Raw genomic sequence first — 14508 nt, 5'->3', positions numbered from 1 at the left:
GCAGTCAATCTCATGTGCAGGAAATTGCGACGGGTGACACCATGAGTGGAGGCTACTCGGTCTGCGACTCCCTGGATCATTACCTCAGGAAGCCTGCACCACAGCAGGTTATGATCAATGAATGCGATCTCCGGGTGATTGCGCCCAACCACGCCCCCACCACAACCAGGCTCCAAATCATCTGACCGGTGGACTCAGCGTAGAAAAGGTTAGATGAGGGCAATGAGAGAAACGGACTCGCCAATACCTGGCAAATTTTTCATTTCGCGCTGTGACGTTAAGGATACCTGCACATGCAATATATGTTTTCCGAAGTTCTCAATGACCTGATTGACTACTTCCTGCTGAGTGACTTGCAACTGCTCAAACGTTTCAAGCAAGAGCATCAACTTCCCGATGACCTGGCCAGCGAGTTTGTTTCCAATGAAAGCGGCGACAAGGCCGTTCTTGAAGGCGTCCTCATCCCGCTCATCGGAGTGGAAAACCATCCTTATACGATTGTCTTCACGCTGGCAGGTACCGAACCAGAAATGCCCCGGTACGAAGACCGCATCCAGCATCGGCGCCGCGGTTATTCATTGCGTGTGGAGCACGGCCGCATCCATCTGTATACGTGGCGCATTCTGCAGGCGTTCACGGAGGACAACCTCCATGAGTTGCTCGAGCGTTATCAGCAACCCAACAGACCGACGATTGAAGTCGAGAATGGCTGGTATGAAGTGGAGATACTGGCGGGTGAAATCCTGCGCGATGGATACTTCGAGCCAGCCTTCGAGTTTGTGCTGACCAAGACCGAGCTGCCGGTAGATGCCAGTAAGGTGGATGTCAACTATCGCTTTGAGGTGGAATGGCGCCAGGGCACGGCTGAATAATTGTCTTAAACTGCCGGAGCACCGCACGTGGCTGTACTAGTCAGAGAGACAGGTCTGCACGATTTGCATGGGGCTGCTACCCCATGCTGGCGGAGGGAGTGCGGGATAGTTTCAGGAGGATGGAAAGGGACTGCAAATCCGCCTATCTATCAGGCGGGCATACCGATCACCAATAAACACCAACCACAACCGCAAGCAATACAACAGTCATTGCGGCTTCTTTCCTGGAACAGCTCACATAAATCAAAAACTGAGTGAATAAGGCAATTGCCACCGCTAGAAATCTTATAGGCCCCCTGTCATTCGAATTATCCTCTATAACGTAATCGGGCCCCATCCAGTCATACTCTGACCCTTGCATAAACGTATAGGTGAGTAGGCAAAAGACAAAAATTCCATACAGAAAAACTCGTATCAACACCCTGACTGCCTTCATGCACACCTCATCAGCCTACTGAAAGAACTCCACCCTCTCATCATTGGGTAGGGGCCGCGACCGTATTCAACACGTCACCACACATTGATTCCACTGCCCTACACACTATGGTAACTTCGTCTGGCATATACTTGGTATAGGCGGTCAGCATATTAAGGACTGTCTTTTATCATTGAACGGTTCCGGCTCCGACTGGAACGGTGTGAAAGTCATCACGCGAGACATGAGATCTGAAGTAATCCGCTAAATCGAGTGTGGCTCTCAATAGTGACGACCACAAAAATTCACAGGCGCGTTCTTGAGATGATCCGCCCGACTTGAGGTTTCCACTTGGGACTTTTCTCTAAAATATTCGGAAAGCCATCCGAACCAGTTCTCTACACACTCTTTTCGGCTCGCCCCTCAAGCGATCTGAGTGCATGGGCACCCAGCTTCCCGGACCACACTGAGGTTGTCGGTTACTCAAGCCTCGGTCATTTCTTCCTTCGCAGCCCGGACGACCAGGACTATATCGTCCTGCACCCTTTCAAGCGCGCAGCAAAGTCGTATGGAAGTTTTGAGTCAGTCGAAGAGTTTGAAACCGAGATACTGAAAGAACCGGGGTTCGATCTGCACGTCCTGAGGTCGGATCACGTCGCCGAATTATTTCAGCATCTGGGCCCCCTTGCTGAAGATCAGGTCTACATCCCGAAGCCCTACCCGTTTCTCGGCGGCAGCGAAGCGCTGGAGACCTACGAAAAAGGAGATGCCTGGGTCTTTATGCAGGTGGTTGCCCATATGCATGGCCTCGACGGCAGCGCTTGAAGCGCACGAACTGGCTGAGCGCGCTGAAGAGACTCTTCAGCGCAGTTCTACTATGAGAATACCGCCGCTGAGTTGAGCGTACTCCGCCCGGCGACTCTCCCAGAAGAGACACGCCAAACATCAAAGCGCGCGCTTCTGCTGCCGTGGACTGGAACTATCGCAGATTGTTTGCTGCACCCACTGCTGCGTTGTAGGAGTCCATCATCGCTTTGATAGAAGAGTCATGTTTAAGCTCTTTGTATTGCCGCATGAAACCGATGGAGTTGGTCAACGCACTTTGCACAATGCTCATACTGCTCTTGGCCACAGGATCCTTGTAGTCGATCAGCGACTTGCGCAATTCTTCCAGTGAAGCCTCCAGGTTCGGCACGATGGTGTCGGCCTTCGCCACGTCCTTCTGGCTCATGGCATTTACCATATCGGTCCCGAGCATCAGGCTATTGAGCGTATAGTAAGCCGGCATGTTGCCTTCTTTGCGAAGAACTTCAGCCTCTTCTGCCTGGACTCGCCGTTGATGAGTCGACAGTGCTTGATCCATCTGCCCCAGGCTGTCCATGGCGTCCTGGAACGCTGCTCGAGTCGCCGGGTCCTGGGCTCTGCCCTTCGCCAGCTTATCCTCTCGATAGGCGCCACCGTTAAAGTAAGGCGCGATCTCATCGATGCGTGTAACGACAACAGGCAAGGTTTTCAGTAAAGCATCAGCGGCCGCGTCCGCATCTTCCGAGCCTGCGGCAGATAGCGCACGGCCCTGCTTCAGCGCATTGATGGCATCCGTGTAATGGCTGTTGGACGTCGGAGCATGGAACATGTCAGTCGGTTTGGCTCGATCAAGTTCCATCTCGCCGTATAACCTGATGGTTCCAAGCAGCCCAAAAGTGTCGTCCAGCAAGCGGTTGTAAGCCTTCACATACAAGTTGAATTTTTGCTGCTCTACGGCTTGAGCGGATTCCGCCTCAGTGGTGGCAGGAGCCTGGGAGTTGCCGGACGAATTAGAATTATCACAACCTGGTAACGCCATTATTGTGCCAAGCAGAACACATACAGCTGCAAGTTTATTGAGGCGATCAAAAGCTGAGAAAGGCATAACGGTGGTCGTCCTTGAAGTCGGAGAATTACGAATCACGCATACAGACTGGAATATATCGGCCAGGTTCAACCGGGGAATTACAAAAAGCCATCACTGCTAGCTGATCACCGAGCGGCATCCACTTTCGCACCATGTTGGCATGATGCGATGAATGAAGACGATACTCCAGATGGTCATTCCCCGTAGGCAGATGGAGTTGCATCAATAATAATCATCCCAGCCCCTAAGCGGCGGCGTGGTTGTGGAGCAAGGTAGAGAGCCTACGTAGTATCCCTTTGCAGGATCCCAATCACCGTCCATGATGAATACTCGCTGCGTTGAAAGGTCACTCCATTTGATATGCCGGGTGAAGTACCTGCGATTTCCTTTGGGGTCGGAGCAAGGAAGGGCCACCTGGACGGTCAGACTGGTCGCGTACTTTATTGGAAAGGTCTCCTCACCATCAGGGCCGACCTCCCCTTTGAAAACGTGCATGTTCCAGAACGTCGCGCAGCTTCCACCATAAAAGTTAATACAGAACAGTTTCTCTCCCACGTTGAGGGGCTGTATGGCGAGTGCGACCGTATCGGGAATGGGCTGACCATTTTCATCGAGTACCCGAATGGTGATCTGCAACGGAAGATCGAGCGCCTGCTGCCTGGCACTGATGAGCTCTGACACGCAGCCTGAAAGAAGCGCTGCAACAGCAGCGAACACGGCAAAACGGCACACTGATTTAAATATGATTGTCATAGTCTGTATTACGCCAATTTAGACATCAGTAAGGTTGGGCTGGGGTTATTTGCAGCGCATTGATTCCGGTGCAGACAGCATGTTTCTGCACCCGACAATGGGTAATCAGTTCACTGCTGAGCACGTTGCTCTAATTCCAGCAACTTAAGGAGTTCTTTGTCATCCAGATGAAAGGCGAGTTCTTTAGGAAGCGGGCGCTCGAAGTCACTGAGCCCACTCAGTTCGTAGAAGAGATTGTGCTCGTAGAATGCGTTAATTACTGCGAGCTCCGGAACCAAATCCAGCATCGGCGTTGCATACGTATAGCCCGGTCGCACCCGTCCAATGTACTCAAGTCTCTCGCTGCAATCCGCACATCCTTCATTAACGCCCTTTTCCCACAAGCGGTAGGCATCCAGACGACGCCCTTCCATCCAGGCCAACTGCCCCAGACTCGCGTAGGCCGGGGCATAACCCTGTTTTACCGCGCACTCAAGCATCTGTTTGCCAACAGGATGAAGCTCTTTCGCCTGCGGGACGATATTTCCCCCGACCGATGCCATCGCCTGCGGGCTGCCGCGATCAACGGCGTCAGAAAGCAGCTTGTACATGGCGTCGTAGTCCCGGCCATAAAGGGAGGCTCCATAGGCAGAGACTACAATTGGTACACCCTGTTGAACAAATTCGTTGATTGTATCTGACGCTGCGGCAGCTTTTTCGGGGCTGGCCGGATAACGCAGCGACCAGACACTGTCGAGATATTTGGCTTTCCAACTCCCCTCCTTTATGGCGACAGCGAGCAAATCCTCACGCTTTTTTTTATGCTCTTTGTCCCTCCAGAAGTTTTCGGTTTGGTCCCCTTGCGAGGCGTACTCCACGAGTTGCCTGAAAGCCTGCGCAGCTGCGGTGGACTCTTTCGGCAAAAAATCCGTCTCACTACGGCAAACAAAATTCTTATCTTTAAACTCCGCCAGTAACTGTTTATTAACTGACAACTGGTCTGAACTGCCATACAAGGCAGGAAGGTGGTTAAAGTCTTCTAATTTTTTGTCACAGCCTGAAAGGATCGCCACCATAACCAGCGTAAAAACCGATAAAAATTTCATATTTTCTCTGATGACTTTCTGATTATCGTGAAGCGTATTCTTTAGCGACGTGATCCCTGGATCAGAAATTTTTCATCAATATCTATCCCCGTCGCACGACGCTGTGTTTCTTGACTGCTAATCGCCCGAGCCGGAGTGAAACCGGTCAGCCGAATAAATAATTCGGATACCTCAGTGCAAGAAACCCGGCTACCGTTAGCCCTGCTTGAATCAGCAGCGTCACCGAGAGCCCTTTCGGCCCTCGGCGGACAAACCAGTAAATAGCGTTCATCGCCATTGAAATCAGGTTGGTGAGCCACATGACGGCGAACGAGAAGAGAGACGACGGGACGAAGGCAGAGCTAGGCAATTGCAGTACATAGAGTGCGAATATCGTACCCAGAATCACAGTAGTGATCGAGAGGCAGGCAATCCAGCGGGTAAAACGTAAAACGCCGTGGGATATCATACCGATGTATATCCTTTCCAATTAGCTTTGCCCAAACAACGAATCATCGCTGCGGCGTGGCTCACGCCACTAAAGTCAATTGCCGCAAGAGATAAAGCTTTCACTTGCAGCAACCTGGATGTTCATAGCCTTTGCGTTCATGGCAGTGTGACTGCTACTTACCCGTTCCGGATTGCAACCGCTCAGCCGAAGAAATACCCCCCGAAGAGGGATACAACAAAAGTGGCTAAACACATCCCTGCTTGAATCAGCAGCGTGACCGAAAGCCATTTCGGCCCTCGGCGGACAGACCAGTAAATAACGTTCAGCATCATTGAAACCAGGTTGGTAAACCACATCACGGCGAACGAGAGCAAATACGATGGGACGAAGGAGGAGCTAGGCTTTTGCAGCAAATAGAGTGCAAATATCGAACCCAGAATCACAGTAGTGATCGAGAGGCAGGGCATCCAGCGGGTAACACGTAAAGCTTGGTCGGGCATCATACTGGTGGACTTCCTTTCAGCACTTTGCCCGAATGGGTGAGCTATCGCTGATCGCAATGGCTTGCTTGAGTAGGTGATAGATCCTTATTGGATCCAAAAACGCAATCTTACTGAATTCGCCTGAAAAGCCAAGCGCCAATGTTTTTTGGCGCCAGCCACTCTCAGTCTGGTTGACCTCGCCCGGAAGCTTTAACCGATGTTCCTTCCCGCCAGTCCCGACAATTGATTGTTTTAAAACACCCTGCCGCCATCAAGGCACAGCCCGGTATCCATAAGCCGGGATTTCCAGTGCCCAAACCTACTGCGAATAGCACATTCCTGTCGCGAACATTATGCGTTTTCCATAACCGATCCGAACTTGATAGAACCTTCGACGGCCATGCCCCCCCCCTGAATCAAGGAACCACAATCTCATCATAAAACCACACACCCACTTCGCCATTCGGGCGCACATCCAGAACCTTCCCATCAGCACTCTGCATAACAGAATGATCAGACTCGATGGGCTTTCCCGTGCGCCGATCCAGGGCCTGCGCCTCAGGTGGCGGGCTGAAGAGCAGGTAGCCTTGAAAACTGCTGACTTGAGCGCCTACAGGATAGTGAACAGGGCCGAAATCGGCTGCACTGTTCAATTCACCGCTCCACTTGAGCACCTCACCGTCAGGCTTGTTCAGGAGCATGCTCAGCCATCTCAGTTCCAGTCCCAGCAGGCGCGTCGGCGTGTCCGTCCTCAGCTCCCAGCTATCGCCCGAGTCGGAAGAGACCGTCAACGATCCCGGCCAGACAATGCCTCCCTGCTTGCTGCCTGGCGCCAGCGTGCAGCGGTTCAAACGCCATTCGGAGAACTTGAAATGAGCGCCGGATGGGAAGCGGAACTCGACCTTGCCCGGCTCACACCTCCAGCCTTGCAAGTCGGTAGCCGCCAATATTTCCACCGTCGCCGAACCATGGTCCTGCCACAGCTCGAGCCAATGCACAGGTATGCCCATGATGTTACCGGGCTTGCGTTCGAAGTCGGCGTGCTTGAGGCTCTGCATGCCGTAAGGCCGCGGAGTACCGCTCAGGTCGTTAAAGGGTTTGACGTCTTCCAGTTGGACCTGCGTGCCAGTCGGCAGCACCAGATCGCCCAGCACCTCTTCACGCTCCAGACGCGGGTTATGTGCGCGCCAGTCAAGCCATTGGGTAACCCCGATATTGACGTAGGGCACGCTGGCGGCCGCCAGCACTACGAACGTCAAGCCGAACAGCCAGGGCCGCGCCAGCATGGAGCGTCTGTAACGAGGGATAAGAAAAGCCAGCAGGCCGGCTATTAGCAGCCAGAGAAAAACCTGGGAAAAGATGAAGATCATGGAACCGATCATCATGGCCAGCGGATTAATCGGGATCATGGACGTCCTTGTAAACTCATTTCAAATCGCGAAGGATAATCCAGACTGCGGCACTTTCCCACGTACCGACAAACTAAGTCCTGGCCAATCAAGGAAGTCACTCTGCATGATGCCTGACAGCGCTTGCCGTATTGACTGCCGATTTTTCTGCTCACGAACCCGAATATATTTTTAACTGAATAGCAGTGTCCGAAGCTGGCAACAACGCCGGAATACCAGGGAAGTACAACACATGAAATGCGCAGGATTCTGGAAGTATGCGTTATGGGCTGCGGCGATCGGTTATAGCGGTATGAATAATGCCGCAGCGTTACCCCATGGCTGGCAAATCCAGCCAAGCGCTGCCGAGGACGTCGACAAAGGGCTTCCATCGGCGTTGCAATCGTCGGAGCTGGCGAAAGATGGGCGCAGGCTTGCTGAGGTGCACATCGTCGTTGCCCTGCCCTTCAACCAGGTACTGCCGCAAGTCATCTCTGCGTTGCGACCCCTGGGGCGCCTGGACGAGCGGTCCGGTGTCGAGCCGTTGTCCAAACTGGAGGATGAATGGGGCAATGTGCTGTTGACGCGCCGTCCTGATCTTGTACGGGAACTGGTCCGACAGTTCGATCTACCCAAGCTGCAACAAGACGTACGCGACGGCGCTCTGGCTGAATCAGAGATACCCGAGCGTATTGCCCTTATTGAACGGACTATACGCTTTCAATCAGGCAGCAAGCGCATGGCCCCGCTGACCGAACAGTATAAATCCTGGGTCGGCAGCGCTGAGCATAAGTATGGAGCAACAGGCCGCAGCAGCGGTCGTGTCATTGCCCGCGTGATGCAGCTTGACCCTGTTTTGGGTCGCCCCGCAACCGTGGTCTATTTGACGCGAAATGATGAGTATCCGAATCCCGACGCCGGGTTCTTCGGCCGGATGCGCGAGCTGGCCGAGCTCGACATTTTTCACCCCTCCGCGCCCAAAACCCTGCATCGCAGCATCGTGCCAGGTGAGGTGTTCAGCCCGGTATTCGATGCGTTGAGCAAGCTGCCCAACGCTAACGTGGAACTGGGTGCAAGCCCGGACCAATGGCGCGCGCCCTCCAGGCCAATCTCTTTTGTAACCGAGCCGAAGCTCACCCTGCCGGACACCAAAGCGAAGGTACTCGAGGCGAAAGCGGTCATGTCCATTAAGTCCCCGGACAACTTCATCGTCTTGGGCGATGGCAGTGTTCTGATCATCCGTAGCTACCCGCGCGCATTGATGCGCTGGTCGCCTGACGCCGGCGGTGAGCTGCGGGAACTATGGACCTCGACGGAGGAAAAGTCGCACCAGTGGCAGCTGTCGCGCGATGCGACTGGGCAATCGGGGTATCTGACGACGGGCGGGCTCATTGTGCGCTTTGACGCTAAGACCGGTTCTCTGTTCAAGCACCCCATGGCCTTCGAAAAAACGACCAAACCGGACGACTACATAAAGTATTTCCACGATGGAAACGGCGTGCCGTTACCCTATGACCACAGCCTTAGCGGGGGGCGCGACACGCTCAATGTCTGGCAAGCCAACGCGCAACCCGCTGGCGACGGTACGCCCTGGAATTACACGTTGCGCTTTGCCTCCCCGCGCCAGGACATGATGAAAGGTTCCCTGCGCGGCAATAGCCTGATCAAGCCTGTAAGCTGGGACGGCTTCATGCCCAACACATGGGTCGAAGACGTTTACGGCCTTGCCGAACTCGATGGTAAAACCGGCAAGGTGTTGCGCGTGGTGAAGTTGCCGCGCCGATTGGGCGATGTGGACCGCAACGATGACACTGGCATGGCACCCTGGGACCCTGCGCCTTTTGGTTCCGTCAAAGGTGGATGGATCGCGGTCGGCTTTGTATTGGATGAAGGGAAGCAGGTCAATCCCGGTATGCACGTTGTCGACATTGCCAGTGGCAAGGTGCGCTATTCACTGACCTTGCCCGGACGGGACTCGCTCAAAACTGCGGTGGGTTCGCCCAACGGCCGCCTGCTGGCCCTCGGCAGCGGTGGCAAAAACTCTGCAGTGCTATGGAACCTGGAAAACGGTCGCTCAATCACACTGGGAACTGAAGCCTCAGGATGCAATGAGTTTGAGCAACTGCAATGGAGCCCATCCGGGGAGCGCCTGTGGGGACGTTGTAATAACGGCCTGGTCGCCTGGGATGTGCCTTCGAGCTGGTGAGTTGGCCTGCCGACGGCGGCAGATATTTTCTGCGACGGATTTGTTGTAACTACACGCATGGCTGGGAAAAACAGCCATGCGTAAAGTGTGGCTGCGGCAATGCCGAGATCAGCTGAACTCTACCGTCAATAAGCGCTCTAGACCCTCTCGCTGATATTTACCTGGAATCAGCGATGCAACTCCTGTCACCTTTTGAGATTTGAACACGCATGTCTATTCAGCAACCATCCGGGCAAGTGCTGCCCGCGCGCTCCGCAGCCAAAATGGAAGCCGCCATGGCTGTTGGCGCCTTTGCTATCGGTACTGGCGAGTTCGCGATCATGGGGCTGATGCCCGATATCGCCAACAACCTGCAATTGAGCGAACCGCAAGTGGGCCACGCCATCAGTGCCTATGCGCTAGGGGTGATGGTTGGAGCGCCGTTGCTGGCGATTCTGGGCGCCAAACTGCTCCGTAAACATCTGCTGTTATTGCTAATGGCGCTGTACGCTCTGGGCAACCTGGCGACTGCGTTTACTCCTACATTTGGCAGCCTGATTGCCTTTCGTTTTATCAGCGGCCTGCCCCATGGCGCCTATTTCGGCATTGCTGCGGTGGTGGCTTCGAGCATGGTGCCCTCCAATAAACGTGCGGGCGCGGTAGCAAGGGTGATGATGGGCCTGACCCTGGCGATGTTGCTGGGTAACCCGATCGCTACTTTTCTCGGTCAATTCTTCGGCTGGCGATCTGCATTTGCCCTGGTAGGGGCTATCGCGCTTTGCACGATTGGGTTGGTCTGGCGCTTCGTGCCTGATCGCCGCGATGAACCGCGCAGCGATCCTCGCAAGGAGCTCCTCGCGTTCAAGAAACCGCAGGTCTGGATGGCCCTTGCGATTGGGGCGATTGGTTTTGCCGGAATGTTCTGCGTGTTCAGCTATCTGGCACCGACGATGCTGGAGGTGACCCGGGTTACGCCGCAGTGGATTCCATTTGGTCTGGCAGCGTTCGGGGTTGGCGGCATCATTGGCAACATCGTCGGCGGCAAGCTGTTCGACCGCATGCAATTTCGCGCGGTGGGTCTGCTACTTGTATGGTCAATGGCAGTCCTGCTGTTTTTCCCGTTTGCAGCGGGCTCTTTGTGGGGCGTCATGCTGGGTATCGGCCTTGTCGGAACGATGGTCGCACTGGCGGCACCACTTCAGATCCGCTTGATGGACATTGCCCACGAAGCACCCAGCCTGGCGGCAGCGTCCAACCATGCCGCGTTCAACCTTGCCAATGCGCTGGGCCCATGGTTTGGCGGGATGGCTATCACCGCCGGGCTGGGCTGGACGAGCACCGGGTATATCGGAGCTGCAACGGCCCTGGCCGGCCTGGGGGTCTACCTGATTGCCCGACGCATGAAGGGCGGTGATTGATTAACATCGCTGTGATTGAGAATAAGGAATCCCATGACACTGACCGCAAACCGACTGATCGACATCGCGATGTCCAACCCGCTCAATGCCGAAATAATCACCCGGCTGCCTGCATTGGGCCTCAGCCAATGCATGCTCACCGCGGGATGCATTTTTCAGGCGGTATGGAATCAACAAGCCGGTCAGCCGCCTGCCTGGGGTGTGAATGATTACGACGTGTTTTACTTTGATGAAGATTTGTCGTGGGAGGCAGAAAACGAAGTCATCAAGGCAGCAGCGCAACTGTTTCAGGATCTGGGTGTAAACGTCGAGCTCAGGAATCAGGCGCGCGTGCATCTCTGGTTCAGTGAGCGATTTGGCTATCCTTATTCACAACTCCACTCAGCCAGACAGGGGATTGACCGATTTCTTGTTGCTGCGACGTGTATTGGTCTGGATATCGAAACGCATGAAGTCTATGCCTCGCATGGCCTTGCCGAACTGGAGCAAGGCATTCTGCGAATCAACCCGAATTACGCTCATCCCGAAATGTTTTTGAAAAAGGCGGCCAGCTATCAATGTCGCTGGCCTTGGCTGAAGATAATTGCCCCTCAATAACTCAGCCTACCGGGCTAAACACGGTAAACCAAAAGCTCAACCTGAAAACTGAGCAATCAAATGTAAATTTCCCCTCCAATTATCCGACAACGTGTCAACGGCCACAGTGTGGCCATCAATAATTTGATACTGTGTCATCGGATTTTCGGGACGAATGCTATTCGGCCTTCTTCAGCTCATCACCTGAGCCTGTGCCTACCGTCTCAAAAGCCTTCAAAGGGGAAAGTTTTGACCGCGATCGACACTCATGCATCTCTGCAGGCTGCCATTGATAACTGCGCGCGCGAACCCATTCGCACGCCGGGTAGCATTCAGCCTCAAGGGTTCCTCATCGTTATTGATGAACCCGGGATGACGATCGTTCAGATCAGCGAAAACATTGCCCAGTGGCTGAATCTCGATCATGACGTGTTGCTGGGCAGCCACCTTGATTCCCTGGTCAAAGATGGCTCGGCATTCGTCGGGCAGTTGGGTGAGCTGGATGAAGATGAGGCGCAGCCTTACCACGTGGGTGACGTCACCTTTCTCAAGGGTGATCGTGCCGGTCAACACGTAGCCATGATGTTGCACCGTCACGAAGGCGTGCTGATTGCCGAGTTCGAACCGGCCGGCGACACCGTAACGGCGCATGGCAAGTTGTATCCACTGGTGCGTGCGTTCATCAGCCAGATGCGTGAAGAAGAAAGCGTCGACGAGCTGTGTGAACGCTCGGTCCGTTTTATCAAGCGCATCACCGGCTTCGGACGTGTTAACTCTTACCGTTTCGATGAGGCCGGTAACGGTGTGGTCAATGCCGAGCTGGCTGACGCGGACATGCCCAGCTATCTGGGCCTGTGTTTCCCGGCGTCGGATATTCCGGCTCAGGCACGTGAACTGTATTGCCTCAACCGCATCCGGATTATTGCCGATTCGAACTACACCCCGTCAGCGATCATTCCCGGCACCAACCCGAAGACACAGCGCCCTCTCGACCTGAGTTACGCGACATTGCGCAGCGTCTCCCCGGTCCACTTGCAGTACATGCGCAATATGGGCACTGGCGCCTCCATGTCCATCTCGATTGTGGTTGATGGTGAATTGTGGGGCCTGATTTCCTGCCACAACCCCACGCCGCACCCTGTCAGTTTCCAGACACGCTCAGCCTGCGAGCTGCTTGGCCGGGTCTTGTCGTTGCAAGTGGAAACCAAAGAGGCTCACCTGCGTAGCCATCGCATGCTGAGCCTGCGCAAGGACATCGTTCACATGCTGGCGGCAATGGCCGACCACGACAGCGTGTTCAAGGGCCTGCAATCCCTGTCAGACACATTCATCAGGTTCGTGGGTGCTTGCGGCGCAGCCGTGGTTTCCGAGGAAGAGTGCCACTTGTTCGGTCAGACGCCTGCAGAGCGCCATGTTCAGGCACTTGCCGAGTGGCTGGCCGAACGTGGCGGACCCAATGTCTTTCACACCAACAACGTCAGCCTCGATATAGCACCAATCCCGGGCCTGGCCAAGTCAGTGAGTGGCGTGCTGGCAGTGTCGATTTCCGAACTGCATTCAAACTACCTGATCTGGTTCAAACCAGAACAGGCCCGGGTTGTTCACTGGGCAGGAAAACCCGAGAAAGCCGTGGATAAAAACGGAGCACTGAGCCCCCGCCTGAGCTTCGAGCTGTGGAAGCAGAATGTCGAAGGATATTCGTCTCCCTGGGAAGACGCCGAGCTGGAAGGAGTGGCGGAACTGCGTCTTGCCGTTCTTGGCATCGTGTTACGCAAAGCCGAAGAAATGGCGCAACTGGCCATGGAGCTCAAGCGCAGCAATAAAGAACTAGAAGCATTTTCCTACAGCGTTTCCCACGACTTGCGGGCGCCTCTTCGGCATATCGCAGGTTATGCCGAACTACTCAAGGACATGGAAGAGGTCAACCTCTCCCACCGCGGCCAGCGCTTCCTCGACACCATCGGTGAATCAGCCAAGTTTGCCGGTACGCTGGTGGACAATCTGCTGAGTTTCTCGCAGATGGGCCGCTCCGCCATGCGCCAGTCAGAGGTCAACCTGACGGCCATGGTCGAATCGATCCAGCGAGAAATGCAGCCCGATTACGAAGGCCGGACCATCGAGTGGCGGGTGGGCAATTTGCCGATCATCATTGCCGACCCGGCCTTTTTACACCTGGCGATGCGCAACCTGCTCGCCAACGCAATCAAATACACCCGCAATGAAACCATTGCTGTCATTGAAATAACTGCGGTTCAGGAGTCTCAAGGTGTTGTCGTCAGCGTTCGTGATAACGGCGTGGGCTTCGATATGCAATACGCCGACAAATTGTTTGGGGTCTTCCAGCGCTTGCACCGGATGGAAGAGTTCGAAGGCACCGGCATTGGCCTGGCCAATGTCCGACGAATCATCGAGCGCCATGGCGGCACCGTTCACGCGCAAGGCGTTCTGGGCGAAGGAGCAACGTTCTCTTTCACCCTTCCTTACAAAACACCTGAACCCAGTCGTCTGAGTACGAAGGAAAAATAATGCTCAAGCCAATTCTGCTGGTTGAAGACAACCCCAACGATCTGGAACTGACCCTGGTTGCGCTCGAACGCAGCCAACTGGCCAACGAAGTGATCGTTCTGCGCGACGGCGCGGAAGCCCTTGACTACCTGTTCCGCCGCAATGCTTACGCCGATCGCGTGGACGGTAATCCGGCGGTCCTGCTTCTGGACCTGAAACTGCCCAAGGTCGACGGGTTGCAGGTACTGGACGCCATTCGCCATTCCGATGATTTGCGCAGCATTCCGGTAGTCATGCTCACCTCCTCCCGCGAGGAAATGGACCTTTCACGCGCCTATGAACTGGGTGTCAACGCATACGTGGTCAAGCCTGTCGAATTCAAGGAGTTCGTCAGTGCCATCTCCGATCTGGGTATTTTCTGGGCCGTTCTGAACGAACCACCACCAGGTTCTGTCAGAGCTCAGCGTCGTACCAGTTCCTGACCCTAAATTGATTAAGCGCAGTCAGA

Annotated in this window: 13 protein-coding genes; 7 read left to right on the top strand and 6 right to left on the bottom strand. The window is 54.6% G+C overall.

Annotated features, from left to right (window positions below):
• The first annotated feature begins 293 nt into the window (after positions 1-293).
• Both AO242_RS11630 and AO242_RS11620 read left to right on the top strand, forming a co-directional pair.
• A complete protein-coding gene (locus AO242_RS11630; protein ID WP_099268786.1) occupies positions 294-872 on the top strand; it encodes a hypothetical protein in 579 nt (192 codons plus the stop codon).
• Between the two features lie 766 nt (positions 873-1638).
• Complete coding sequence (locus AO242_RS11620) at positions 1639-2112, top strand: T6SS immunity protein Tdi1 domain-containing protein (protein ID WP_218927833.1); 474 nt, start codon at positions 1639-1641, stop codon at positions 2110-2112.
• Between the two features lie 154 nt (positions 2113-2266).
• Here the strand turns inward: AO242_RS11620 and AO242_RS11615 are convergent, their stop codons facing one another.
• From AO242_RS11615 to AO242_RS11590, 6 genes are all read right to left on the bottom strand, one after another.
• Positions 2267-3196 (bottom strand): DUF3829 domain-containing protein, encoded by a 930-nt coding sequence (locus AO242_RS11615; protein WP_099268785.1) that lies wholly within the window; start codon positions 3194-3196, stop codon positions 2267-2269.
• A gap of 204 nt (positions 3197-3400) precedes the next feature.
• A complete protein-coding gene (locus tag AO242_RS11610; RefSeq protein ID WP_099268784.1) occupies positions 3401-3931 on the bottom strand; it encodes a hypothetical protein in 531 nt (176 codons plus the stop codon).
• A gap of 110 nt (positions 3932-4041) precedes the next feature.
• Positions 4042-5016, bottom strand: a complete 975-nt coding sequence (locus AO242_RS11605; protein ID WP_099268783.1) for a hypothetical protein — start codon at positions 5014-5016, stop codon at positions 4042-4044.
• A 145-nt stretch (positions 5017-5161) separates the two neighbouring features.
• On the bottom strand, positions 5162-5464 hold the full coding sequence (locus AO242_RS11600; protein ID WP_027898995.1) for a hypothetical protein: 303 nt from the start codon (positions 5462-5464) through the stop codon (positions 5162-5164).
• A gap of 182 nt (positions 5465-5646) precedes the next feature.
• A complete protein-coding gene (locus tag AO242_RS11595; RefSeq protein WP_099268782.1) occupies positions 5647-5949 on the bottom strand; it encodes a hypothetical protein in 303 nt (100 codons plus the stop codon).
• Positions 5950-6344: 395 nt separating this feature from the next.
• A complete protein-coding gene (locus AO242_RS11590) occupies positions 6345-7337 on the bottom strand; it encodes a hypothetical protein (RefSeq protein WP_099268781.1) in 993 nt (330 codons plus the stop codon).
• Between the two features lie 232 nt (positions 7338-7569).
• On the opposite strand from AO242_RS11590, the gene AO242_RS11585 reads away from it, so the two are divergent.
• The 5 genes from AO242_RS11585 (at position 7570) to AO242_RS11565 (ending at position 14482) form a co-directional block, all read left to right on the top strand.
• Entirely contained in the window at positions 7570-9522 is a 1953-nt protein-coding gene (locus AO242_RS11585; protein WP_099268780.1) for a WD40 repeat domain-containing protein, read from the top strand.
• A gap of 209 nt (positions 9523-9731) precedes the next feature.
• Complete coding sequence (locus AO242_RS11580; RefSeq protein WP_099268779.1) at positions 9732-10919, top strand: MFS transporter; 1188 nt, start codon at positions 9732-9734, stop codon at positions 10917-10919.
• A 33-nt stretch (positions 10920-10952) separates the two neighbouring features.
• Positions 10953-11516, top strand: a complete 564-nt coding sequence (locus AO242_RS11575; protein ID WP_099268778.1) for a nucleotidyltransferase family protein — start codon at positions 10953-10955, stop codon at positions 11514-11516.
• A 228-nt stretch (positions 11517-11744) separates the two neighbouring features.
• Complete coding sequence (locus tag AO242_RS11570; protein WP_099268777.1) at positions 11745-14021, top strand: ATP-binding protein; 2277 nt, start codon at positions 11745-11747, stop codon at positions 14019-14021.
• Positions 14021-14482, top strand: a complete 462-nt coding sequence (locus tag AO242_RS11565) for a response regulator (protein ID WP_027898985.1) — start codon at positions 14021-14023, stop codon at positions 14480-14482. Before AO242_RS11570 ends, AO242_RS11565 begins: the two co-directional genes overlap by 1 nt.
• Positions 14483-14508 lie beyond the last annotated feature (26 nt).

The sequence above is a fragment of the Pseudomonas sp. ICMP 561 genome, from assembly GCF_002699985.1.
Taxonomy (GTDB): domain Bacteria; phylum Pseudomonadota; class Gammaproteobacteria; order Pseudomonadales; family Pseudomonadaceae; genus Aquipseudomonas; species Aquipseudomonas quasicaspiana.
This window is presented reverse-complemented; position numbering and strand designations above follow the sequence as displayed.

What these genes read in the sequence shown, in the direction of transcription:
- AO242_RS11630 (WP_099268786.1), top strand. Translation starts at nt 294, where the DNA reads ATGCAATATATGTTTTCCGAAGTTCTCAATGACCTGATTGACTACTTC.
- AO242_RS11615 (WP_099268785.1), bottom strand. Translation starts at nt 3,196, where the DNA reads ATGCCTTTCTCAGCTTTTGATCGCCTCAATAAACTTGCAGCTGTATGT.
- AO242_RS11610 (WP_099268784.1), bottom strand. Translation starts at nt 3,931, where the DNA reads ATGACAATCATATTTAAATCAGTGTGCCGTTTTGCCGTGTTCGCTGCT.
- AO242_RS11605 (WP_099268783.1), bottom strand. Translation starts at nt 5,016, where the DNA reads ATGAAATTTTTATCGGTTTTTACGCTGGTTATGGTGGCGATCCTTTCA.
- AO242_RS11600 (WP_027898995.1), bottom strand. Translation starts at nt 5,464, where the DNA reads ATGATATCCCACGGCGTTTTACGTTTTACCCGCTGGATTGCCTGCCTC.
- AO242_RS11595 (WP_099268782.1), bottom strand. Translation starts at nt 5,949, where the DNA reads ATGATGCCCGACCAAGCTTTACGTGTTACCCGCTGGATGCCCTGCCTC.
- AO242_RS11590 (WP_099268781.1), bottom strand. Translation starts at nt 7,337, where the DNA reads ATGATCCCGATTAATCCGCTGGCCATGATGATCGGTTCCATGATCTTC.
- AO242_RS11585 (WP_099268780.1), top strand. Translation starts at nt 7,570, where the DNA reads ATGAAATGCGCAGGATTCTGGAAGTATGCGTTATGGGCTGCGGCGATC.
- AO242_RS11580 (WP_099268779.1), top strand. Translation starts at nt 9,732, where the DNA reads ATGTCTATTCAGCAACCATCCGGGCAAGTGCTGCCCGCGCGCTCCGCA.
- AO242_RS11575 (WP_099268778.1), top strand. Translation starts at nt 10,953, where the DNA reads ATGACACTGACCGCAAACCGACTGATCGACATCGCGATGTCCAACCCG.
- AO242_RS11565 (WP_027898985.1), top strand. Translation starts at nt 14,021, where the DNA reads ATGCTCAAGCCAATTCTGCTGGTTGAAGACAACCCCAACGATCTGGAA.